This is a genomic window from Dyadobacter sp. (assembly GCF_017744695.1).
In the GTDB taxonomy this organism is placed as follows: Bacteria; Bacteroidota; Bacteroidia; order Cytophagales; family Spirosomataceae; genus Dyadobacter.
Genome location: NZ_JAGIAS010000001.1, coordinates 246,725 through 270,406 on the forward strand (window position 1 = coordinate 246,725; position 23,682 = coordinate 270,406).

The following is a 23,682-nucleotide window of genomic DNA, read 5'->3' on the forward strand; positions in this document are numbered from 1 at the left end:
AATCATGCAGATAGACATTCATATATTGCCTGCCATTGCCCGCGAAGCCGGAAATGCTATTATGGGCATCTACAACGACCCTGCCCGATCGGGCGAAGTGGAACACAAAGCCGATGACTCACCGCTAACCCTCGCCGACAAAGCTTCGCACGAGGTGATCGTTGGCGCATTGGCCAAACATTTCCCCGGCATACCGGTGCTCTCGGAGGAAGGAAGGGACATTCCTTTTGAAGAAAGAAAAAACTGGCATACCTACTGGTGCGTGGACCCGCTCGACGGTACCAAGGAATTCGTGAAGCGAAACGGGGAGTTTACCGTCAACATCGCGCTCATCCGCGACCGCAAGCCTGTAATGGGCGTCATACACGTACCCGTGTCGGGCGTGACCTACTACGCGGACCAGGCGGGCGGGGCATGGAAAACCGACAATGCCGGTAATGCTGTCCGCCTTCAAACCAGCCACGCCGACGCCGACTGGACAGCTGTAGGCAGCCGTTCACACGGAAGCCCGGAGGAAGCGGCGGTATTGGCCCGATACCCGGTCACGCGCCAGGTGTCGGTAGGAAGTTCCATCAAATTCTGTTTCGTTGCCGAGGGGCTGGCGCACATTTATTTCCGCCAGGGCCCGACCATGGAATGGGATACCGCCGCCGGGCAAGCGATCCTCGAATGCAGCGGCGGCAAAATGACCACCGCATCGGGCGAACCGTTTTTGTACAACAAAGCGTCGCTGCTCAACGGCAGCTTTTTGTGCTTATGCCAATGAAAGAACAGCAAAAAGGGGTAGTCATATGGTTGCTGGGGCATTCGGGCGCGGGAAAAAGCACCCTGGCCCGGCTTGTCGCCCATCGGCTCGAAACCGACGGTTACCGCACGCTGCCGCTCGACGGCGACGTGGTAAGAGCCGGCATGAACCGCGACCTGGGCTTTTCCGATGCCGACCGCCTCGAAAATATCCGGCGCGTCGCGGAGCTCTGCAAAATCCTGCTCGAAAAGGACCTCATTGTAATTTGCTCGTTCATTACGCCCATGCAATCGCACCGGGACCTGCTGCGAAAAACCCTGGGCGACCGTTACATCGAAATATACCTGGAATGCCCGATCGCCATTTGCGAGCAGCGCGACGTGAAGGGCCTCTACCGGAAGGCGCGTAACCATGAAATCGAAAATTTCACGGGCATCGGTTCGGATTTCGAGGCACCGGCTGCACCCGATCTCCTCGTGCCTACCGCCATGTGGCAAGCTGATGAATGTGCGGACGCCATTTATCACCTGACGCTCGAAACCCTGGCCCGGTAAGCTTGTTGCGCACAACAAAAAGCCTTTCTTTCCCTGATCCTGATATTTCTGAACTTCACTACTGAACCGTGTCCCAAAAAAGCAATATGCCCGGACTCATTCAGCACTGCGTTTTGGAAAGATCCTGGTTTTAACCTGGCCGTAGCCTCCTTCAAATGGCCATCCAAAATCATTTCCCCATTCAAAATTACCTGAATGTGGTCGCCCTTTGCCCGGACCTCCTGAATATTCCATTCCCCTGCCGGTTTGAGGAAACCGCGTTTGGCAGGAATGATTTTGTAAACAGAGCCATGGTACTGACCGGGTTCGAGATTGGCATAGTCTGGATGCTCGTTATCCAGTATTTGCAGCTCCATACCACTATATCCTTTATCGGGCTCGACATAATCATGGCGTAGGCCGAGCCCGTTATTGCCGGCCGGCGACAGCCAAAACTCGAAACGCAGGATAAAGTCGGTATAAGTGTTTTTGGTATACAGATTTCCGCCCCCACGCTGCGAGGGCCGCATTGTAATAGTACCCTCTTCCAGCACATATTCGGCTGTATTGCCCTTCCACTGATCCATTGACGTCCCATCGAAGAGGACGTGGTATCCCTGCCTTTTTTCTTTCCCGGACAATTGGAAAGGGGCCGAAGGCAAAGTCTGCCCGCATACCTCCACGTACACGAAACAACCCATCAACATTGAACTAATGATATTTTTCCAGTTACTGGTCATGATAATACCCTGCATATTCTGATTTGACATTTCCTGGCATTCATTATAAGACAACCGGAGCAGCCAGCGTTTCGTCAGTCCTCGATTTTGACCGGGACGAGCATAGTCGATCCGGCCGGGTTAATGCCGTATTTCGAAACGGATGTTATTTCAAGCGGCAGCATGTATTCGCCATTGGAAACTTTGCCCTTGATAAGGTAATACGACAGCGCCTGCTCGTTGTTCTGGTTTGCAATGGTAAAGCTGGTCTCGTCGATTTTGTAGGCGGCGGCAGGAAGCAACTTGTGGTCTGTCCCGTTTTCCTTGTTGTATTTCGCCAGGGCCGCTTCGCTTACCGCTACCTTGTATTGCAAGTCGGCCTTGTTGTGATAGTTGGTTTGAACAAATGCATAACATTTTGTTTCTGCCGGAGAATTGGTGGTGCTCACCGACAACGTCGCAGGCGACAGGCCCGCCGTTTTGAACTGAATATAGGGTTCCAGCACATTCGGCACGACCACGGAGCAGAGCTGCTGGTCAGCGGCCGTTTTAATGGTGCCTGAGGAAAGTCTGAACGGCACCGCATAGCGCAGACCGGTTTTCTCCTCCAATGCTTCTATTCCCGCCGCATCAAATTCGATCTCGAAAAACGCGTTGTAGTCCGACTTGCCCAGCGTCAGCTCCGGGGTTTTGATTTTGTAAAGCGCTGCCGGCAGCAATGCGTATTTATCACCGTAGTTGGCTAAAACGGCCTCGTCCACGTGCAAGGCAACTACTCCTCCCAGCTGTCCTACCCCGCTCTTGATAACCGGAAGCTGATAGGTAAAATGCTCCCATTTGAAAACATTCTGCTCATTTTCACCGAAATTATTCAGGTAAACCTGGTCCCCGGCCATGTTATTCATTCTCGGGTCTTCACAAGCCGATCCGGCCAACATGAGCACGCATATCAGGATCGGCAGTAGTCTATTTAGTTTGTTCATCATCGCTGGTCCGTATTGATTGAAATTACCATCCATAGTTCTGTGTGAAATTTTTCATTTCATTCAATTGCTCCTGATTGATAGGAAAGAAATAGTGTTTCTTTTCAAATACCCTCGTACCGGGGAATAAGGTCGAAGTACGTTTCCAGGAATCATCGTAGTTGGTGGCGGCCAGGTTTCGCGTGTAGTTAGGCCCTACAAATTCCTTTTCGGCAATCATCCACATCCGGGCATCGTGGTACCGGTGCGATTCGAAGGCCATTTCCACCATACGCTCCTTGCGGATGAGCTCGCGCAGAAGGGCCTGGTTTCCGACCACCTCAGGATAAGCCACTTGCAGGTTATTGAGCCCGCTCCGGTTTCTGACCCTGTTGATGTAGGTCAAAGCATCCGCTTCATTGCGCTGCGGCTTTTCATTGCACGCCTCGGCATAGCTCAGGTAAATTTCCGCCAACCGGAACATCGGCCAGCAAAACTGGCCCCACTGGCCGTTTTCTGTATTATTGCTGGGGTCACTCATCCTTCTGAACAGATAACCTGCTTTCACACAGTCGCCCGACGCCTGGTAGCCCGAAGTACCTCCGGTGTAAAACGTGATTACCTTGTCGCCTGCTCCGCGATTGTACCAGTTGAACCCGTTCGCTAGGATCGATGCGTAAAAGCGGGCGTCCCGTCCGACGGTGCTGTTATGCGCCCTGATCGGCGCCCAGTCGTCCATCGGATGAATGTAACCCGGCGTAAAACCCTCCTCCCGGTACCCCGACTTGGCGTCGACGATCGGATAGCCGGCTGCATCGTACCCCGTGACCGGATAGCGCCCGCTAGCCGCCATCGGGTAAGTGTCCACCAGTTTAAGCGAGGGAGCATATCCGCCATAGCCTTCCTTTACAGCCCTCGGCGGATTAGCCCTTACGACCCAGCCATTCGCAGCGCCCAGCCATCGCCCCCAAATCACTTCCGAATTCCAGAATTTGAAGAATATACCCTGGTAGGACTTGATGGCCTTTCGCATGGGATCGGTCTCCGTATTATCCATGTAAAGCGAATACTGGTTCATATCGATCAGCGCTTTGGCCGATTGCGCCGCGACTTCCCACTTTTGGGGATCGACGCTCTGAGGAAAAATCTTGTTGCCTTCTTTGTTGGTCATTCCCCGCAGATATTCCGCCCCGTTGAATAGCGGACGTGCCCGGTACAGTGCGGCGCGGGCTTTTGCGGCCATTACCGCCCCTTTCGTTGCCCTTCCGGCCCAGGCTTCTTCCGTGATGGTAGCGGGCAGCGCCGCGATGCACTTATCAAATTCCGCTAAAATGAAGTCAAAATTCTCGTCTACCGTATGCCGGTCGATCGTCTCGGGGCGGATGGAAATATCAGAATCCTTGTCGCCCCAGATATATACCGGTCCGTATTTGCGCAACAGGTTGAAGTACAAAAACGCGCGGATAAAACGTGCCTCGGCTTTCATTACCTCCTTCTCCGCCGGCCCTATTTCGACATTCTTGTCTACATTATTCATAAAAATAGTGGCCTGGTTGATACCCGTGTAGCTGCTTTTCCAGGTTGCGTAGGAGGATGTCGTGGGGCCCCATGAACCGTTGTTCATATTAAGCCACGACACGCCCGATAACCACGAGAACATCCCCTCGTCCGATCTCGGGACAACGGAACTTTCACCACCGACCATGTCGGAATCATCGGGCAAAAAACCGTATATCTGGGCAAGGTAAGCCTCGGTAGTAGCCCTTTTATTGAACGTTTCTTCCAGTGTCAGCGCATTCTGCAATTCCACCGACAGGTAATCGCTGCAAGAAGTCGCTACAAATAGGGTCAATAATATGCCGGTTATGATAGATAACTTTCTCATGTTGGTCGCTGTTAAAAATTAAGACTTGCCCCAAAGCTCACTGTTTTCATTTGCGGGTAAATGTTCCCGAAGCTGGCGTTCAGCTCCGGGTCCCACAACTTAAATTTGCTGAATGTGAACAAGTTGACAGCTTGCGCATAGATACGCACGGTCGAAACCCTGGCCCTGGTCACGATGCTTTTGGGGATGGTGTAGCCTATTTCGGCATTCTTCAACCGGATGAAGCGCATGTTTTTCTGGTAGAAGGTAGATGCCTGCCGGTTGTTTTCGTTGTAAGCCAGCGACATCCGCGCATATTCTGCATTCGGGTCCTGGTTATGCAGGCTCCATCTCTTCTCGGCTGCGTCGGCCAGGATCTGTCCGTTCACGAGGATGCTTCCCTGAGGACCTTGCAAGGGATCGCCGCCAATGATCCGCGTCACATGCCCCACTCCCTGAAAGAATGCCGACAGATCAAATTGTTTGTATTTGGCACTCAAACCGAAGCCATAGGACAGCTCCGGCACGGTAGTTCGTCCGATTGCGATCCGGTCGTAGCTGTCGACCACCCCGTCGCCGTTAATGTCTTTGAATTTGATATCACCGGGCACCACCGAACCAAATTTCTGTACCGGACTCTGCTGAATATCTTCTACTGACTTAAAGAGGCCCATCGAAACCAGTCCGAACTGTTGGTTATAGGCCTGCCCCGCGATTTCCTGGTAGCCATATATCGGGGTCGGCGAATCGTTGTAGATGACCTTGTTGCGGTTGTAAGAGAAATTTCCTCTCGCCGAAAGCAACCAGTCCCCTTTGACATAGCTGTACTCGATCGATCCGTCAATGCCGCGGTTAGCCATTTTACCAAGATTTACATACTGGGCCACATTGATCCCGACTACCGAGGGGACGCTCTGCTGCAAAATGTAGATCCCGTCGCGGCGCTCGTTGAAATAATCCAATTGAAGTTTCAGCTTGTCCCAAATCCCGAGTTCGAACCCGATATTCGTTTTGATCGCTTCCTCCCAGGCCACATTGGGGTTCCCCGGATTACCCGTCGCGATACCGGTGATGGGTTTCTGGCCGGTGGTACCGAATGTGTACGCCCCTGAATACTGCATTTCCGAGTTGTACGCGAACCGGCGGTCGCCCCCGATCTGATCGTTGCCGATGTACCCGTGCGAGCCTCTGAATTTCATCAGGTTAACCGACGGGAACAGGTCATGAAAGAATTTCTCCTTGCTGATGTTATATCCTAACCCAATCGACGGAAAGAACCCGAAGCGATGCGAAGGTGCGAAGTTCTCCGATCCGTTGTAACCGAAGTTCCCGTCAAAAAATAGCTTGTTTTTAAAGGCATAGGTCAAACGGCCTGCAATACCAATGTTCCGGTAAGGGAATGCCATAATGTAGTTTCCCGGGAAGTTGTTGGTGTGCTCCCTTCTGGTGAAGAGAAACAACCCTCCCACACGGTGGTCACCAAACGTATTGTCATAAGTGAGGGACGATTCCAGGTTAGTCGTTTTCGTGCCCCGGTTGGATCTGGCCAACGACAGGTAATCGCTGCCGTCCGCATTCTTGTGCAAGATGAGTTTGCCGCTTTCGTCGCGTCCGGTCGCATAGTAAGTTGCCGGGTTTTTCCGCTTATCCAGCGTCGATTCGTTGGTCGCGTCCCAGGAAAACTTGACGTTGAATTTCAATCCCGGCACCACGAAGTCGCTCAAATCCTGGGTAAGGCTCATCAGGGACTGTGAGGTATTCCAGAAATCCTGCGAGAACCCGGTGGAATTCAGCGAGTAATAGGGATTGCTGCCCACCAGCGGCTGCGCATGGCTACCGTCGGAGTAGTAAGGCGCGATGGCAATCGGCGGGGTAGTCATCGCGATGACATACATGGTGGCCATGTCTACGCCGAGCCGGTTCTTATTTTCATAGGTATTCGAAAGCGCCAGGCTCAATTCGGTCGATTTGGTAATATCCACATCCAGGTTCGAGCGGAAAGTGAACCTGTTGTATTTCACGGACGGGTTGTACGATTCCCGCACGACCGGATTGAAAAGGCCATTTTCATTGTAATAGGATCCCGAAACATAGTACCGGGCGATCTTTCCTCCGCCGGTCACATTCAGGTTCAGGCGGTTGCTCGTCGTCGCATCCTTGTAGATCGTCTTCATCCAGTCGACATTAGGGTAAAGGTCCGGGTCCTCGCCCGACAGGTATTTCTGCTTCACATGGTCGGGAAATGGAGTGGTCCCATTAGCGTCGTAGCTGATGTCGTTGTAATAATCCATCCATTGGCTCGCATTCGCCAGCTTAGGCAGCCGCGTCGGGGCTAAAAAGCCTCTTTCATACCGGGTATTGATGGTCGGCTTGTCGGAATACTTTCCTTTTTTTGTGGTGATCAGAACAATTCCATTGGCCCCTCTGACCCCGTACACCGCCGTAGCGCTGGCATCTTTCAGGATCGAGAACGACTCGATATCCTCCGGGTCAACCAGGTCCATCGACCGCTGGATACCGTCTACCAGAATGAGCGGCGTATTGCTGGCCCCGAAACTGCTGATCCCGCGAATCCAGAAGCTCGACCCCGAGCCCGGCTCGCCGCTTCCCTGCACCGACACGATACCGGCTATCTGACCTGCCAGGGCATTACTGAGCTTGCTTACCGGCACTTTCAAATCGCTGGCCGACACCGACGAGATCGCCCCGACGATACTTTCCTTGCGTTGTGTTCCAAAGGCGACTACCACGACCTCATCGAGGTTTTTGTTGTCCGGCCTGAGGATCACATCGAGCGTCTTGCGGTTGCCCAATGGAACTTCCTGCGTAACGTAACCGACAAACGAGAATACGAGCGTTACCTCTCCCACCGGCACCGACAGGCTGTAATTTCCCGACGCATCCGCCGAAACGCCCCTCAAAGTACCTTTTACCGTCACATTTACCCCCGGAAGCACCTCCCCTTTTTCGTCGGTGACCCGGCCTGTAATCGGCACGTCCGCGTTGCTCATGGGCACTTCCCTGATTTTCCTTTCCAGTATTTCAATCGCTTTTACGCCGTTCTCGGGCAAGCGGCTCGGTACCTGTTCCAGGGGCTTTTGAATGGGTACTACCTTTTCATCCAGCAGCACGTAGGTATCTTTCTTCACTTTTCTGTACTGGATACCCGTCGACCGCAACAGTCCTTCCAGGTTTTCTTCGAAAGAGGCCGACGGCCGGATGCTGTTAGCCGGCACCCTAACCCGGGCGATAATCTTTTCTTCAAACAGCAAATCCACATGGTATTTGTCTTTCAACTTCAACAACATGTCCGTAAGCTCCACCATTTGCGGACGCGTGTCCGACTGGCGGGCGACCTCCTTCGTGTTGGCAAACAGCTGGCCCAGCACGAGATTGGGACTTGCACCGATCGCTATACAGAGGAAAAAAAACCTGATCAACGGTAATTTTAGATTCATAAATCGGCAGGTTAGGATGAACAATAATTAAGGGTTAGGAATTAGAATGACTTTATCGTCGGTTTTCTGAATTTCGAAATTGTACATATAGGACATGATCGTCAGAAGCTCCTCCGCATTTTTCGCAGGAAATGAACCGGTTGCTGTGCGCGCAGCCAGTCCTTTGTCTTTAATTTTCACTTCCACTCCGAACAACTCGTGTATTTTCACGGCCACCTCGCGCAGGGGTGTATCATCGAACACGAACCGGTGCTCCTTCCAGGCCGAATGCTGGGCGAGTTGTTGTTTCGATAATTTTTCGACGACGATTTCCCCGCTCGTCTCGATAGTGGCGCGGTCGCCGGGCGACATCGTCAGCGCCTGCTCGCTACCCGGTGACGATAACTCCACCTTACCTTTGTTGAGCACCACGCTGGTTTGTTTGGCCCGCGTATAAACTACGAACTCCGTCCCCAGCACGGTAATTAAGCTGTTATCCGCATTATGCACCTTGAAATACTGGTGATCAACCGTATGTCGCACCGAAAATTCAGCTTCCCCTTCGAGGTAGACGTGGCGGGTGGACTTACCAAAACCCCACCGAGGGACCTTCAACCGTGAATTCGCATTCAAAACCACCTCCGTTCCATCGGCCAGCAGGAACTTGCTCTGCTCTCCGAAAGCCGTCTCGTACCTGCCGTAAGTTAAAATGTCCCTGCCCATGAAGGCGCCGATTCCTACGAGGAACAAGCAGGCAGCAGCCCAAAGAAATCCCCTCCTTTTCCAGAAATGAAGGGTTGGCACAACGGGCAATACCACTTCCGCATCGGCCGGATCCTGTAATTTTTCGCTGATCTTCGCAAGCGCTTCGGCTGTATCGGGCTGGAACTGGAGATGCATTTTCTCCCATTCGTCCAGCCATTCAAAATATAATTCAACATTTCGCCTGTCTTTCAGCCATTCCCCCATCATTTCCTTCTGAAGAGGGGTTGCGTCACCCGAAAAATGGGCAAAAACAGCATACTTCGTCATTTCTGGCTTCATTTTTTATTATTTTAAAATATGGTAAAGGGCCGTAACGGCCTTTTAAAACCTGGAACCGCGCGTCGAAGCGATCCCTGCAAAATGGCAACCCGCGTCAGTTCAAGCCGTCGAGTGCTTTCCTTAACTCCGTGAGGGCCCTGCTAATGTGTGCTTCCACTGCTTTTCGGGATATCTGAAGCTTGTCCGCGATTTCCTGATACGACATCCCGCTGAAACGGCTCATCAGGAAAACTTTTTGATTTTGGGGCGGTAGCCCATCGACTATTTTCACAATCCGCAGGTAAAGCTCATCGAACTCGATCAGCGTGTCGGGCTGCAAATGCATGGATACCAGCGTTGCATCGGGCAATTCTTCGACCATCTCATTTTTAAGCTCCCATTTCAGGTACGTAAGGCACTTGTTCCTGACCGACATAAACAGGTAAGCCCGGAACGACGTAGTGATATGCGTGTGCACCGCTTTTTTCCAGAAAGCCAGAAATACCTCCGAAACGATATCCTCCGCTACCTCTCGTGAATATACGTACCTGACCGCGTGGCTGCACAACGACGAATAGTAATGGCAAAACAGGAGGTCATAACCCTTCTTTACATCGGTTTCAAACACCTTTCTGATAAAGAATTCCTTGTCTATCGCCGCCGAATCTGCCTCGCGATCATTATCGGCCTCTGCCTGAACGAAGCTCTTTTCTGCAAAACCTTGATTCAAAGTTTTATTCTGCATCTTTTTCAATCCGACGAATTTATTGTACACCAATTACAACGATGACAAAATATTTAGACAACACCCTACCTAGATTCTTAAATAATTTAATTTATAATCTGTTTGACTCTGAGAATTCGACATTATGGTAGTGTATTAAGCCATCTGATCGGCTTATGATTTTCGTTTTCCCATACAACCATCCTCCACCGATGGAGCCTCTTTGATACAAAAGCTAATCAGTAATTTGAATCTGTCGCGGGACCGGCGTGACGTCTCGTGACCTCATCACTAACTTTTACCATTCATGAAGCTGCTGTTTTTTGCCCTGTTTCTATGCATTTTCCACGTTTCCAACGGGCAGGATTCCGTTCAGGTGACTTTTGCCGAAGAAGACTCCGGGGAAACGTTTGTCAAACAGCGTTTTGTGGACCGGTATGAGAACGTGTTCATGACCAAAGTCCCGACCCGCCATATGCTGAAAATAGGGCTTACATTTATGCCCAACTACGTTTTCAGCGTTGAAAATACAGCCGATAATACCACGCAGGTCGACGTCGGGTATGAGTACAAAGCACTACCATCCTGGTCGGTGGGCGCAGAATTGGGCATCAGCGGAGGTTCGGGCGGGAATACCGGCCTGGCAGGGACGATTTTAGGAAAAATATATGGCCGGTGGTATTACGATATGCGTCGGCGGATGCGGGAAGGGACTGGCAGCAACAACTTCACCGGAAATTTCCTCGCGGTAGTAGGGGAACGGCAGTGGGGCAAGGAAGTGGTGAATAACGACCTGAAAAGAATCGGTCTGGAGTTCGGGATGCAGAGGCGCTTCCTGAACCAGGGCCGGATGGAACTGGGCATCGCGCTCTATTACCAGGATTACCGGCAGGACGATGATCCACTGCTGCTGGCTTACGAGTTCAGCAAGTCGTCCCGGATCGCGATTGCTTCGCGTACGAGCATGGGGCTTGCATTCGGCGATTGGAAACGGCAGAAAAACCAGCCTTTTTGCGAGGTACTGCGTTGCGACGACTTCGTGCAGCAACTCTGGAAGCTGCAATGGCCGACGGTTTATATTTCCCGCAACTATTCCAATGGAAGCGCGGGGATATCTTATGAAAGAAAGGTAAAAAGCAGCCCGTTCTCTCTAAACACGCAGCTTTCTGTCGACTACCTCCGCATCGTATCGCAGGATTTCCCGGCACCAGGGGCTAGGTTTGTTACGAACGACTATCAGCTTCAATCCACTTTGCATTTACGGTATTATACTAATCAGAAGAAGGCAATCCGGCAGGGAACAGGCGGGAATAACCTTTCCGGCTTTTATGTTGCCCCTTATATGCACCACCTCTTCTATCACAGCGAAACTTATTTCGGTGAAGGGAAAAGCAAACGTCACCTGGGATTGGGCGCCAGCGCCGGCTTCCAGCAGGTCATGTTCGGCAGCGCATTCATTGATTTCTCAGCGGGAATGAGCCATAACATGTTAAAAGTCAATGAAAACTCGCGGCGCTACCTGGGCTACGTCCGTATGGGTTTCGGGCTTGTATTGTAGGTACCTGCGTGCCGCACGTGCGCTACCTGATCGCGGCGACACCCGGAGCGACTTCGGGGAATTTTTCGAATACCCGTGAGTCGTGGCCCGGCAGGATATATTTGGGATCACTCACCTTCGTTTTATGGCTTCCACATATCCCTGCGGGTCGGTTGTGCCGCCGGGTGAAGGAGGCGTCAGATGGTCGAGGCTGTAATAAATCCAGATATTGTCCGAAGCGATCACCACTTTTTCCTTTCCGTTGCTGACCATCACATATTGCGAATCATAGGTATGTTTCGAACCCGTAAAAACCGTCACTCCCGGCAATATGTCTTTATTATCACCGGCGATCAGGCTTAGCTTCCCTGCCAGATTGAGGTCGATCACCATGCGGACATCACCCTGCGCAAATCCGCCCCGGCGTCCGTCCTTTTGCCACGCGGTTCCTACAAACCCCTCGAAATCATGCTCCTGCATCCATAGAGTAGCATTCGGAAACAGGGCTGCACCGCCGAGGTGGTCCCAATGCGGGTGAGAAAGAATAATATCGCTGATATCGCCGGGCTTCACCCCCATTTTCAGCAATGCGGAATCGGGCCGGATATAGCCTGCCAGCTTGAAAAACTCCTCTTCCTTCACCTTCTCCGGCATGAATCCGGCGTCCACCAGGATATTCCGGCCGTTCTTTCCCTTCAATAACCAAAACATGAAGCTGATAGGGACCGGTACATCCTTACCTCCACCGGTAGCCCATTCGGCTTCGTAAAACTGTTTGTCGGTACCTGCGAATTTGATCGCAAAAACCTCGTATGTGTCGGACTGCGCTTGCACCCAAAAGGGAGCAAAGAATAACAGAGCCGCCGTTACAAAGGCGAATGACTTTACAGATTTCCGTGAAGCTAAAATTCGAAGCATAGTCGCGGGATTGGGATATTTAAGCAAAACCAATGTGCAGCCGATTGAAAGCGTACCGGCGGCCCGCAAGTAATTTGCGCAAAAACCACCGAAATTAAAAACCCGGATAAAGACGAAGAAATCGGCAAGGCCTATAAAGGTATAATGGCACAACGTATAGCCTTTATCGAAATAATGCCAGTAATCCTCAAACAGGCTTCTGATTAACGCACCCATTTTTTAGACCTATGAAAAAAATCTCTACTCTTTTGTACCTCCTGGTGCTCGTTAGCCTTTCCTCCCACGCGCAAGTTATTTTCCAGGAAGACTTTGACGGCGTTGGCGGGCCGACCGCCGGCGGTGCCGGTACTTACACCTTCCCGGCCGGATGGCTGCTGCGCAATGCCGACAACCGTACCCCCTCGGCCCAAGTAGCCTACGTGAATGAGGCCTGGGAGCGGCGTGAGGATTTCGCGCATAATGTTACGGATTCAGCGGCGTTCAGTACCTCGTGGTATAATGTTCCAGGCGCTGCGGACGACTGGATGTGGACGCCCCCCATTGCCATTCCCGGCACCGGCGGCGTGATACGGCTTTCCTGGAATGCCGTTGCTTATGATCCGCAGTACCCCGACGGGTACGAAGTGCGGGTGATGGCCCAACCGAACGTCCCGACGGGCGGCACCGGCGACCTGGGCAACCAGGTAAGCGCTTCGACAATGCTCTTTTCGATCGCCGCGGAAAGTTCCTCCTGGACAAGACGGGAGGTTAATCTCTCGTCGTATGCCGGTCAGACCGTCCGGATCGCATTCAGGAACGTTTCCAACGACCAGTTTTTACTGCTCATCGACGACGTGCTGGTAGAAAGGGTACTGGATTTCGATGCAGCGCTTGTTAACCCATCCAAAACAATATTCCCTAAAGTACCTGTGAGCCAGAATCTGCCCCACCAGTTCTATGGCCGGATCAACAACCAGGGATCCAGTACGCTGAGTGGGGCGTACATCAAAGCAAGTGTGTACGATAGCGCCAACCAGGAAGTTTTCTCGTCCCAGAGCGCTCCGGTGAATGTGGCCTCCATGGCGGTGAGTGACACATTGCCGGTCGTCGCGCCGTTTGTCGCAGATGCGGCCGGGAAATATACGGTCCGTATCAAAACCATTATTCCGGGCGTGACGGATCAGCTGCCTCAGAACGATGAGTACGTCGATTCGCTGGAAATTACCCAGACCGTTTTTGCGCGCGACAATGGCATAGGGAACGGAATGCTCGGCATTGGCTCCACAAAACCCGGTTACCTGGGGACCATCTATCCCATTCACACTGCCACCGAGCTTTCCTCGCTGTCGGCTTATATTGTCAACACGGTTCTCCCAGGCAATACCATGAGCATCGGGGCCACAGTCATGAAGTTTGAAAACGGGATGCCCGGCACGGTGCTGTTCGATGCACCGGCACGCACGCTGACCAGCACAGATGCCTCGAAATGGCACGATTTCATGGTTAGTCCCACGCTGAATGTCCTCCCCGGCGACACCATATTTGTCAGCATGAAAGAGCTCGACAGCACGCTGGCGATCGGGCAGGCGTCAGGCATTTTTGTGCCACGCACCAACTTTGTGGATTGGCCCAATAACCCGATTGCAGGCTGGGGCGCCGTGGAAGCATATGGTGCATCTTTCGCGAAACAGTTCATGATCCGGGCCAATTTCGAATGCGCTACCGACCCAACTGCCACTTCTGCGGCTTCGGGCAACACCACCGTAACTTCCTACCAACCCTACACCGACACCCGGTACTATTATGCCAATAATTGCAGTGTGCTGGTGGCCAAGGTAACGGGTGACGATGCCCCTTCCGCTATTTCAGGCAAGACAACCGCAAAAGTATGGATAGACGCAGCCCAGCCCGCCCATTTTGTAAAAAGGCATTACGAAATCACGCCTGAAACGAATGGAGAAACAGCTACCGGAGAAGTGACCCTGTATTTTACGCAGGCAGAGTTCAACGGATTCAACGCCCTCAACACGCTCGCCTTACCCACCGGACCTGGCGACGCGACGGGTATCGCCAACCTTAAAATCGAAAAGCGAGGCGGCACGAGCGGCGACGGGACCGGCCTGCCCGATACCTATCCGGGCGCCACCACGACCATCGATCCGGACGATGAGCGGATCGTTTGGAACCCCGACGCCGAACGCTGGGAAATCACCTTCCATGTCTCCGGTTTCAGCGGTTTCTTTGTAAAAACACAAAGCGAGCCTCTGCCGCTACGGCTGGTAAATTTCAATGGCAAGCGGGAAAAGGGCTTCAATCACCTTTCCTGGCAGACCGCCCAGGAAGAAAATGTCAGTCATTTTCAAATCGAGCGGAGCACCGACGCGAAATCTTTCGTTACGATTCATACCCTATCCGCCCGGAACGGCGCCAGCCAGCAGTACGGATACTCCGATGCCTATAATGGTGAAGGCAAGGTCTATTACCGGCTGAAAATGGTAGACCAGGACAAAACGTTCGCTTACAGCCGCATCGTAGCACTCGACGGAAATGGCGGAACGCCTGTGACTATTTACCCTAATCCGGTAAAGGCAACCCTGAAACTCGACATTACCGATCCCGATATGCTGGGCAGTACCGCCACCGTAATCGACATCAATGGCAGGACCAGAAAGCAGTTCGAAATAAGTGGTCAAACGCAGGAGATCAATGTACAGTCATTGAGTACCGGAACGTACTGGATCCGGCTGAGCGACGGGCGGACATTCAAATTCATCAAAGAGTAGGCAAATCATTTGCGAATATTGAATTATTAAAAAAATGTAACATACAGGCAACTGTTTAATGCATTAATTGGGTCTGTATATCCGAACCCAGCTATTCATCCTTAGGATATACTTCATGGAACAAACTTTTCCGTTTCGTTCAGTCCCAAAAACTCTTCCGGTGTCCGCCAAAGCATTCAAAAGGCGGACACCGAGTTATTCGATAAAACATTTTTTTAATGAAGGTAATTTAACCAAGTGCCTGAGTTCCGACCGCAGGATGCTGATAACTTCGATTATCATATTTGCCGTTGTCTTGCTATTCACTTACCCAAGGTATTTAGAGCTCATATCTGACAATAATTTAGGAACAAACTACGCCTACTTTTTCGATAAAGTATCTGACCCGTTAGCAGCAGTTCAGGTGAATCAGGAAACACACGGCGGAAAAATAGATTTCAGATTTACCGTACCATTACTCGCCAAAATACTGGGCGTATCAGCCCATTCAAATGGCCATAGTGTGATTGTCATTTATTTGATTCAATCTGCCTTGTTGGTACCTTTCCTTTTTATGCTAATGAAAATATTGCTGACGCGGCTATCTCCTATGACAACCCTGCTGCTGGTCATGGGAAGTTCCACCATTTATCTTGCAAAGTCCTTCTTTTGGGATTACGATTTCTGGTTTGACGGCTTCGCATATTTCTTTCTCGCCTTTGGGATGTACCTCAAAAACCGCGTCGGCGTTTTTCTCACGTTGACGCTGGCGTGCTGGACGGACGAAAGGGCGGTCGTTGCGCTGGCTTCCATCTACCTGTTTCACCTGCTGTCCGAGTCGGATTTTGATCTTCAATCATTCCGGCAGTTTCGCGGCAAGAAAGACTGGTTGCAAAGAACATCGTCGATCGTGTTGCTCACCGGAGCATCATACCTGATAATCAGAGCATTACTAGCCAGTTTATTTGGTTTACATACGCCTACCGGCACCGGATCCGGTGTTGAACTGGGATTGATTCCTTATCAATTGAAACACCGGCTTTCAGGAGTATTCCTGACCTTTGAGGGCTTATGGGTATTGTTCCTTTTTGCCGTTGGTTTGCTGGCAAGAAAAGGGAACTTGCTGCTGGCCTTGTCGCTGTTGGCCATCATGGCTGGCCATATACTGATAGCATACTCTGTGTTCGACATCTCTCGAAGTCTGACCTACGCATTTCCGTTAATAATTATCTCGGCTTTTATTATCAGCAAGCACGAAATCCGCAATGTGAAATACCTGTATGCGGCAGCAGCGGCAATTTGCGTTTTACTGCCGACACAATATGTGATATTCTATCCGCGCCAAATACCCTGGACAATCCTTAGCTTTGAAGAACTTAAACCTGTGATCAAGCTATTGCTGTTATAATGCGGCTACGTCTCCATCTTCAAGGCTATTCAAGCTTGATCATAATTTGGGTTATAACAATATTATGATCATTCGTATGTTTATCTTGTAACAACAAACTAATTGCTTAAATGAGCGGTTGCTAACAACAGCAGTTCGCGATAAACCAATAGGCCAAAACTCCATTTATCCAGCGCATTCATGGGGAATTTTAAGACTATCTTACTGTGTCTGATGGGTGTCATTCTCGGCTCGTGCCGGGAAGAAGAGCCCTATGTATACAAATGTGAAGATGGTGCTGTGAAATTCGAATTATTCAACGATGAATTAAATCCGCGCGCGCGCCTGTTAGAGCCGGGAAGTTTTGATATGGGTTTTGAAATAATTCAGAATGAAAATGAATTGTACCAAAAACTATTCATCGCATATTTAAAGAAAAAAATCGACTTCACTACCAAAAGCCTGATCGTGATCAGTGTCAAAAATAACACGCGTGCTTCGGTGATGTCACAGTCTGTCACGGCCGATTGCGCACACAACAGGCTGACTATTACGGCAGACCTCCGGTATTGGTCGACGCCGGTGGGAGGCATAGACCATGTTTTCGCCATCGTGCCCAAAATCCCTTACAACACGGCGATTAAGTTCATACCGAAGTATTCAAGATAGCGACAGTCAGGCGATAATCCCTTTCACAAGTTTTCCGGCAACGTCTGTGAGGCGGTAGCGGCGTCCCTGATGCTTGAAAACCAGTTTTTCATGGTCAAGCCCCAGCTGGTTGAGAATGGTAGCGTGTAAATCATGAACATGCACCGGGTCCTTAATGATATTATAGCCAAAATCGTCGGTCTGACCATATGAAATTCCGGGCTTGATACCTCCTCCGGCCATCCAGATCGTAAATGCCCGCGGGTGATGGTCCCGTCCGTAGTCGTCCCTGGAAAACTTGCCCTGGCAATAGTTGGTCCTTCCGAACTCCCCTCCCCAAATCACCAGGGTTTCGTCCAGCAACCCCCTTTGTTTGAGATCCGTCACAAGTGCTGCGGATGCCTGGTCTACATCCATCGACTGCGCCCTGATTTCCTTCGGCAAGTTGGAATGGCCGTCCCACCCCTGGTGGTAAAGTTGCACGAATCGCACGCCCTGCTCGGATAGTTTGCGGGCCAGGAGACAATTGGCTGCATAGGTGCCGGGAACCAGGCAGTCGGGGCCGTACAATTTCACGACCGACTCCGGCTCCTTGCTCATATCCGTAATTTCGGGAACGGCAGCCTGCATCCGGAACGCCATTTCATATTGCTGGATTTTGGTCACTATCTCCGGATCCTGGTACTCCGCGAAAGTCCCTTCGTTCAATGCCGCCAGTTTGTCGAGCATTTCCCGGCGCTCGTTTCTGTCCATTCCATCCGGATCACCCAGGTATAGCACAGGGTTTTCTCCACTACTAAATTGCACACCCTGGTGCACAGAATCGAGAAAACCGTTCGTCCATAACTTGGAATACACGCCCTGGCCATTGCCGATCCCGCGCGAGAGCAAAACACAAAACGCGGGCAGGTTCTGATTTTCGCTGCCGAGCCCGTAACTGAGCCAGGCCCCCATACTCGGACGGCTACCCACCTGCGCACCGCTCTGGAAAAAAGTAAGGGCCGGATCATGGTTAATGGCATCCGTATTCATGGACTTAATGAAACAGAGATCGTCCGCGATCCTTGCCGTGTGAGGGAGCAGTTCGCTCACCCAGGCACCCGAGTTGCCGTGCTGCGCGAAATTGAAAACGGACCCCGCCAACGGGAAACTGGTCTGATTCGCCGTCATACCTGTCAGCCGTTGCCCTCCCCTGACGGATTCCGGCAGGTTCTCTCCAAACATCTTATTGAGTAGCGGCTTGTGGTCGAACAGTTCGTACTGAGAGGGTGCACCATTTTGAAAGAGATAAATGACCCGCTTCGCTTTGGGCGCAAAGTGCGGCAAACCCGATACAATATCATTCACGCTCGTTCCCTCACCTCCGTTGAACATGTCAGGGATTAAAAGGGAGCCCAGGGCCGCGCTTCCAATACCCAGACTCACCTTGGACAGGAAGTGCCTGCGGTTAATATTCATCCCGAAGTCGAAAATGGGCTTTTCCATAGTAGTAAGTCAATACAGCGGGTCTGTCAGGATTTGGTGATCGTTTCTTCCATGTTGTAAATCGTACTGATAACCCGCATCAATGCTGCCGCCTGGTCCTTTCTAATCCCTTTTTCATGTACGAAATCTCCCACATTCAGCACCTTCACAGCCTTTTGCTGGTCCTTCGAAAATTTGACGAATTCCGAATTGTAGTAGCCCACCAGCAAGTCGACTTCTTTTTCTGTCGGCTTTCTGCACACAATTTGCTGAAATAGCGTCCGCACTTTTTCCTCAACCGACATTTTCCGGCCAACGATCCGTTCCGCGAGCACGCGCGACGCTTCCAGCACCGCCGGGTCATTCAACATGATCAGGGCTTGCAGCGGTGTATTGGTTTTTTGGCGTTTTACTTCGCAATGATCCCGGTTGCTGGCGTCGAACACGATCATAGCGGGCGGTGGTAAAGTCATTTTGATAAAAGTGTACAGCCCCCGCCGGTAGAGTTTGCCCGCCGTATCCTGTACATACTTCGTCAGGTCGCCCCGGTTGGCCGTGCTCCCTTCCCAAAGCCCCTTTGGCTGATAAGGTTTCACACTAGCCCCTCCTATTTCACGGTTTAACAACCCGCTGGTCGACAAAACAATATCCCGCACCATTTCGGCGGGCACACGGTAACGCGCCCCGCGCGACAGGTATATATTTTCGGGATCTTTCTCCTCTTTTTCCTTGGTGAGTTTTGAAGACTGGCGGTAGGTGGCTGAAGTAACGATCTGCTTCACCAGGCGTTTTACATTCCAGCCATGCTTCATGAAGTCGACCGCGAGCCAGTCGAGCAATGCGGGATGCGAAGGCAGGTCTCCCTGCATCCCAAAATCGCCGGCACTCTTAACGATCCCGCGTCCGAAAAACTCCTGCCATACGCGGTTTACAAATACCCTCGCCGTCAGCGGATTGCTTTTATTGAACATCCATCCGGCAAGCCCCACACGGTTTCTTGCATACTTCGTGGTGTCGTACGGCATGACCGATTTTAAACCACTCGCCGTCACAACTCTTCCCGGTGCATCGTACACGCCCCTGTTGAGCACGTGCGTAGGACGGAGCGTGTCGTTTTCGCTCATGACCGAAAGCCAGACGGTGCTTGTGTCTGCACTATTGATAAAATTCAGCACGCCTTTTCGTTCCGCGTCCGTCACTTCAAGGATGGGCGCCACGGCTACCCCACCCCGAATTTTGTCCTGCCCTTTTTCCCTGGAATTATTAAAAAAAGCGAACAACCGGTAGTAATCCTCCTGCGAGATCGGATCATACTTATGGTCGTGACATTGCGCGCATTCCACTGTCAGGCCCATCAGGCCGGAACTGACCGTTTTGGTTTTGTCCAGATTGTATTCGATGCGGTACTCTTCCAGAATGATGCCGGCCTCTTCATTATACTTATGATTTCGCAGGAAAGCGGTGGCCAAAATCTGTTCCTTTCCGGCATTGGGCAGCATATCGCCTGCCAGCTGCCAGGTAACGAACCGGTCGTAGGGCATATTCCTGTTGAATGCGCTGATCACCCAATCACGCCAGGGCCATTGCGTTCTGGAATGATCGTTCTGATAACCAAACGAATCCCCGTAACGTGCTATATCGAGCCAATGTACGGCCATTTTTTCACCATAAGAGGGCTGGCTCAGGAGCTCGTCGACGACTTTTTCATAATTTTTATCGGTGTCGTCACGCTCAAATCTCTTCTGAAATTCGGGGGAAGGCGCCAGGCCGGTAAGGTCCAGCGACAGTCTCTTGATCAGTTGGGCTTTCCTCGCGGGCTCGCTCGGTTCCAATCCGACCTCCTCCATTCTGGCGAGTGTGAAGTAGTCAATTTCATTTTTAGGCCAATCTTCATCGCTGATTTCCGGCAAGGCGCTTTGTTTCGGAGCAACAAACGCCCAATGCTTTTCGTATTTCGCTCCTTGTGCAATCCACTGCTTTAATAGCTCCGTTTCTTCCTTCGTGAGCAATCCCAAATGGGACTCGGGCGTTGGCATTTGATAATCCGCGTCGGCCGAAATAATTCTTTTATAAACTTCCGATGCCTCCGGATTACCGGGTACAATGGCAAATCCTTTGCCGTCGCGAAGCTTTGCGTAAGCACTTTCTGCTACGTCCAGTCGCAACCCTGCTTCACGGTGCTTGGCGTCTGGTCCATGGCATGCGAAACACTTGTCAGAAAGGATAGGCCTTACCTGGAAGCTGTAAGAAACCTCCCCGGCATTCCGCCCGCCCTTCTTCGCCTGAATGCACTGAAAGCAGGAAACAGCTGAACCTATCAGTATGATTATTCCGAAAAAAAACTTCGTACAATTCTGCAAGCGCATATCCGTGTTTTATCGGGTCAAAGATGCCATTATTCAACGCAACAAATAAGTAGCGAATTGACATTTTCTAACACCAGATTGGTGTCTTTGTCCGGCCGTCGGATGTGCGCTTTGAAAATCTCCCTATTAATAAGATATTCTGATTTGAAGCCCTATGGAGGTGAATTTCAGATTACGGCTGGTAATGCCGCCGACGGGGTAGCGAACCTGTGGCTCGACCATAATGGCCCTGTTGGGAGTTATCTTCTTTTCCCACAGGATCGACGCATTAAAATGGGTTACCGGGGCAAAAACCGCGCCGGTGCTACCACTTGTTAACGGCATATCCTGGGTTGACGCCAGCCCCTCAACTTCCCTGACTTCCCCGTCGTGAAGCGCCAGCGTAGTGGTCACGATTTTGCCTTTCTGATACATTTCCCTGAAATGCTCACCCCAGAACAGCGACGATGACACCCCGAAAAGACCGGACAAACTATATCGCGGATTTTGATATAACCTTACCTGAATATCAACCGGAATTTCAAGCTCCCACCAATGATAATCGCCGCGATTGAGCCATTTGACAGCGTCTTTGCTAAATACCGGATTCCGGTTGCTCACGTAGACGTGCTCGCGCATGAGGGCGAGTCCCCCGCGCAGCGAGAACCGGGAAGTCATGGGGAATGTCCCGAAGATTGCCGGCCCCAGGGTAAGCCTGCTTTCGGAGGGCCTGGCGTAGTTGGCCCGTACAGCCGGGCCTAAACTCAACTGAAAGCCGCGCTGCCTGCGTCCGGCTATATGCTGTTCGCTTTGCTGAATGGCCGGTAGTTCCAAACTCACTTCGTAAACCGAGGGCCCCATGTTCGGCAATTCTCTCGCCATGTAGGGCCAAACTGGTGCCCCATGAACCGGAGCTATTGATGGGTTGCCATGCGATGGCGATAAACCGGAAATTACCGGAATCTTCTGCTTTGCTTTGAAGCTGGCTTTATAAGTCGTTGCAGTCGATTCCGGAGCGGTTGTCGTGCTATGCGTCCTTCCTCGAACCACATTTCCGTGAGGATGCCGGCCAGAGGGCTTATCAGTTACAGCGATTGCAGCTCTCTCGACAGGTTTAGAAATGGCCGCTCTGCGTTGGCCGGATCGTGCGTGCTTCCCTCCGGATTCGAGAAAAAACCATGAGCCCGTCAAAATACCTGCCAGGAAAAGGACCAGCGCCCCCACGCGCAGGGCACCCACAAGTCTCCGGCGCCTTTCCTTTTTGAGCCTGTGCTGTTCGAAAAGCGACCACGAGTCATCGCGAAAGCCCGCTTCAAACCCGGCCAGCTTGTCTTTTACCTTCCGAAACGCGTCCTCATTCTCCATATTCATTTCCAAATTTTCGCTGTAACATCAACGACTTTATCCGTTGCTTTCCCCGCGTCAGATAGGTCCTGCTGGTGCCCGCCGGGAATCCAAGCATCTCTCCGATCTCCTGGTGGCTGTATCCTTCGATTTCGTACAAGTTGAATACCAATCTCTGGCTTTCCGGCAACTCCTGTAACAGCCGGATGATCTCCTCCGCGGAAAGCCTGTCGATCACATCCTCCGCGATCGTCGCATCTTCTTCGGCAATGTCGGCGGTGATTTTTTCCATCCTACGCCGCTCTTTTCGATAGTGGTCAAGTGCCGTGTTAACCACAATTCTTCTCAACCAGGCCCTGAATACGAGTATTTCCCCGCTGGTCAGCATATGCTCAAAGACTTTCAGGAAACTGTCGTTTAAAATTTCCTGCGCTTGCTGATCCGAACTGGAATACCTTAAACATATTCCCATTACATAGCCGTAAAAATGTCTGAATACCTTTTCCTGGCAACGCGCGTCACCGCGTCGACAGCCTTCGATCCATTCCGATTCCAGAAAATGTTGCAGAACAAGGGTATTCAAAGTATGAGAAAATTTAATCGCCGACCGCCCAAAGGGCAGCCGGCGCGATTACCTTGCTTGATTATAAATTCGAGACATTGCCATTCTCATCCACTACCTTATCGGCCACTTTGGATCCATTGGACACGGTCACCATAAAGTCAGTTGGATTGAACGAATCACCGATCAATTTTTTGAGGTCGACCTGCAAGGTGTACGACCCTTTGGGCTGGCAAGAATCGTTGTTGCTCTCATTGGCCACTACAAGGTTGATCTGCTGGGGATAGGACAGCAATACCACTCCGTTCCAGATTGTTTTGAAGTCGTCCGCTGAACATCCGCCGGCCACATCGATCGCCAGGGTGTTTCCGGTAAGCACGATTTTCGAGATTTCAAAAGGGACACCCTTAGAATCCGCCCTGCCTTTCATGATCCGCTCGTAATCACCCTTGAGCTCATTGCCCGGGTCGGGCTTGACATTCTCGTTGTTGTGATCGCATGCGCCGAACGAGAGCAGTGACAGCAGCAATAGGCCGTTTCCAAACAGTCTGATATTTTTCATGGTTTTGAAAGATTTGATTTCAAACACATGACGTATCAGCCGGCATAAACGCTACAGAGAGCCGGAAACCCTAGCGATTTGAAGATTGGAACGTGAATGCTACTAGTCAAATCTTGCCTATTGGCGCAGGGGAACAGGAGGTTGTGGAAATTTTAATCAAAACCGGT

General features: G+C 51.4%; 18 protein-coding genes. 6 read left to right on the plus strand and 12 right to left on the minus strand.

Annotated features, from left to right (window positions below):
• Positions 1-4: 4 nt before the first annotated feature.
• On the plus strand, positions 5-766 hold the full coding sequence (cysQ, locus tag J7619_RS00940; RefSeq protein WP_291192981.1) for a 3'(2'),5'-bisphosphate nucleotidase CysQ: 762 nt from the start codon (positions 5-7) through the stop codon (positions 764-766).
• Positions 763-1,299 carry an adenylyl-sulfate kinase gene (gene cysC / locus J7619_RS00945; RefSeq protein ID WP_291192983.1) on the plus strand — a complete coding sequence of 179 codons (537 nt, stop codon included), beginning with the start codon at positions 763-765 and terminating at the stop codon, positions 1,297-1,299. The genes cysQ and cysC overlap by 4 nt, the downstream gene beginning before the upstream one ends.
• Here the strand turns inward: cysC and J7619_RS00950 are convergent.
• The 6 genes from J7619_RS00950 to J7619_RS00975 all read right to left on the minus strand — a co-directional run bounded on the left by J7619_RS00950 (position 1,269) and on the right by J7619_RS00975 (position 10,013).
• Entirely contained in the window at positions 1,269-2,048 is a 780-nt protein-coding gene (locus J7619_RS00950; RefSeq protein ID WP_291192985.1) for a DUF1080 domain-containing protein, read from the minus strand. The two genes, cysC and J7619_RS00950, sit on opposite strands and share 31 nt — an antisense overlap.
• A 44-nt stretch (positions 2,049-2,092) precedes the next feature.
• The gene (locus J7619_RS00955) at positions 2,093-2,983 is read right to left on the minus strand and encodes a DUF1735 domain-containing protein (RefSeq protein ID WP_291192987.1); all 891 of its coding nucleotides are present in this window, start codon (positions 2,981-2,983) and stop codon (positions 2,093-2,095) included.
• Positions 2,984-3,005: 22 nt separating this feature from the next.
• Positions 3,006-4,844, minus strand: a complete 1,839-nt coding sequence (locus J7619_RS00960; protein ID WP_291192989.1) for a RagB/SusD family nutrient uptake outer membrane protein — start codon at positions 4,842-4,844, stop codon at positions 3,006-3,008.
• Positions 4,845-4,855: 11 nt separating this feature from the next.
• Positions 4,856-8,281: a TonB-dependent receptor gene (locus tag J7619_RS00965; protein WP_291192991.1), complete on the minus strand. Its 3,426-nt coding sequence runs from the start codon at positions 8,279-8,281 to the stop codon at positions 4,856-4,858.
• A gap of 27 nt (positions 8,282-8,308) precedes the next feature.
• Entirely contained in the window at positions 8,309-9,304 is a 996-nt protein-coding gene (locus J7619_RS00970) for a FecR family protein (protein ID WP_291192993.1), read from the minus strand.
• A gap of 94 nt (positions 9,305-9,398) precedes the next feature.
• Complete coding sequence (locus tag J7619_RS00975; RefSeq protein WP_291192995.1) at positions 9,399-10,013, minus strand: RNA polymerase sigma-70 factor; 615 nt, start codon at positions 10,011-10,013, stop codon at positions 9,399-9,401.
• 301 nt (positions 10,014-10,314) lie between these two features.
• Here J7619_RS00975 and J7619_RS00980 point away from each other — a divergent pair, with 301 nt between their 5' ends.
• Positions 10,315-11,565 (plus strand): hypothetical protein, encoded by a 1,251-nt coding sequence (locus tag J7619_RS00980; RefSeq protein WP_291192997.1) that lies wholly within the window; start codon positions 10,315-10,317, stop codon positions 11,563-11,565.
• A gap of 111 nt (positions 11,566-11,676) precedes the next feature.
• On the opposite strand, the gene J7619_RS00985 is transcribed toward J7619_RS00980, so the two are convergent.
• The gene (locus J7619_RS00985; protein WP_291192999.1) at positions 11,677-12,678 is read right to left on the minus strand and encodes an MBL fold metallo-hydrolase; all 1,002 of its coding nucleotides are present in this window, start codon (positions 12,676-12,678) and stop codon (positions 11,677-11,679) included.
• Positions 12,679-12,689: 11 nt separating this feature from the next.
• On the opposite strand from J7619_RS00985, the gene J7619_RS00990 reads away from it, so the two are divergent.
• From J7619_RS00990 to J7619_RS01000, 3 genes are all read left to right on the plus strand, one after another.
• Positions 12,690-15,224 (plus strand): T9SS-dependent choice-of-anchor J family protein, encoded by a 2,535-nt coding sequence (locus tag J7619_RS00990; RefSeq protein WP_291193001.1) that lies wholly within the window; start codon positions 12,690-12,692, stop codon positions 15,222-15,224.
• Between the two features lie 115 nt (positions 15,225-15,339).
• Positions 15,340-16,611: a hypothetical protein gene (locus tag J7619_RS00995; RefSeq protein ID WP_291193003.1), complete on the plus strand. Its 1,272-nt coding sequence runs from the start codon at positions 15,340-15,342 to the stop codon at positions 16,609-16,611.
• Positions 16,612-16,824: 213 nt separating this feature from the next.
• Positions 16,825-17,259: a hypothetical protein gene (locus tag J7619_RS01000; RefSeq protein WP_291193005.1), complete on the plus strand. Its 435-nt coding sequence runs from the start codon at positions 16,825-16,827 to the stop codon at positions 17,257-17,259.
• Positions 17,260-17,265: 6 nt separating this feature from the next.
• On the opposite strand, the gene J7619_RS01005 is transcribed toward J7619_RS01000, so the two are convergent.
• From J7619_RS01005 to J7619_RS01025, 5 genes are all read right to left on the minus strand, one after another.
• A complete protein-coding gene (locus tag J7619_RS01005; protein ID WP_291193008.1) occupies positions 17,266-18,723 on the minus strand; it encodes a DUF1501 domain-containing protein in 1,458 nt (485 codons plus the stop codon).
• Positions 18,724-18,749: 26 nt separating this feature from the next.
• Positions 18,750-21,068: a PSD1 and planctomycete cytochrome C domain-containing protein gene (locus J7619_RS01010; protein ID WP_291193010.1), complete on the minus strand. Its 2,319-nt coding sequence runs from the start codon at positions 21,066-21,068 to the stop codon at positions 18,750-18,752.
• 126 nt (positions 21,069-21,194) lie between these two features.
• Positions 21,195-22,412: a hypothetical protein gene (locus tag J7619_RS01015; RefSeq protein WP_291193012.1), complete on the minus strand. Its 1,218-nt coding sequence runs from the start codon at positions 22,410-22,412 to the stop codon at positions 21,195-21,197.
• Positions 22,402-22,974 (minus strand): RNA polymerase sigma factor, encoded by a 573-nt coding sequence (locus J7619_RS01020; RefSeq protein WP_291193014.1) that lies wholly within the window; start codon positions 22,972-22,974, stop codon positions 22,402-22,404. The genes J7619_RS01015 and J7619_RS01020 overlap by 11 nt, the downstream gene beginning before the upstream one ends.
• A 61-nt stretch (positions 22,975-23,035) precedes the next feature.
• A complete protein-coding gene (locus J7619_RS01025) occupies positions 23,036-23,515 on the minus strand; it encodes a hypothetical protein (protein ID WP_291193016.1) in 480 nt (159 codons plus the stop codon).
• Positions 23,516-23,682 lie beyond the last annotated feature (167 nt).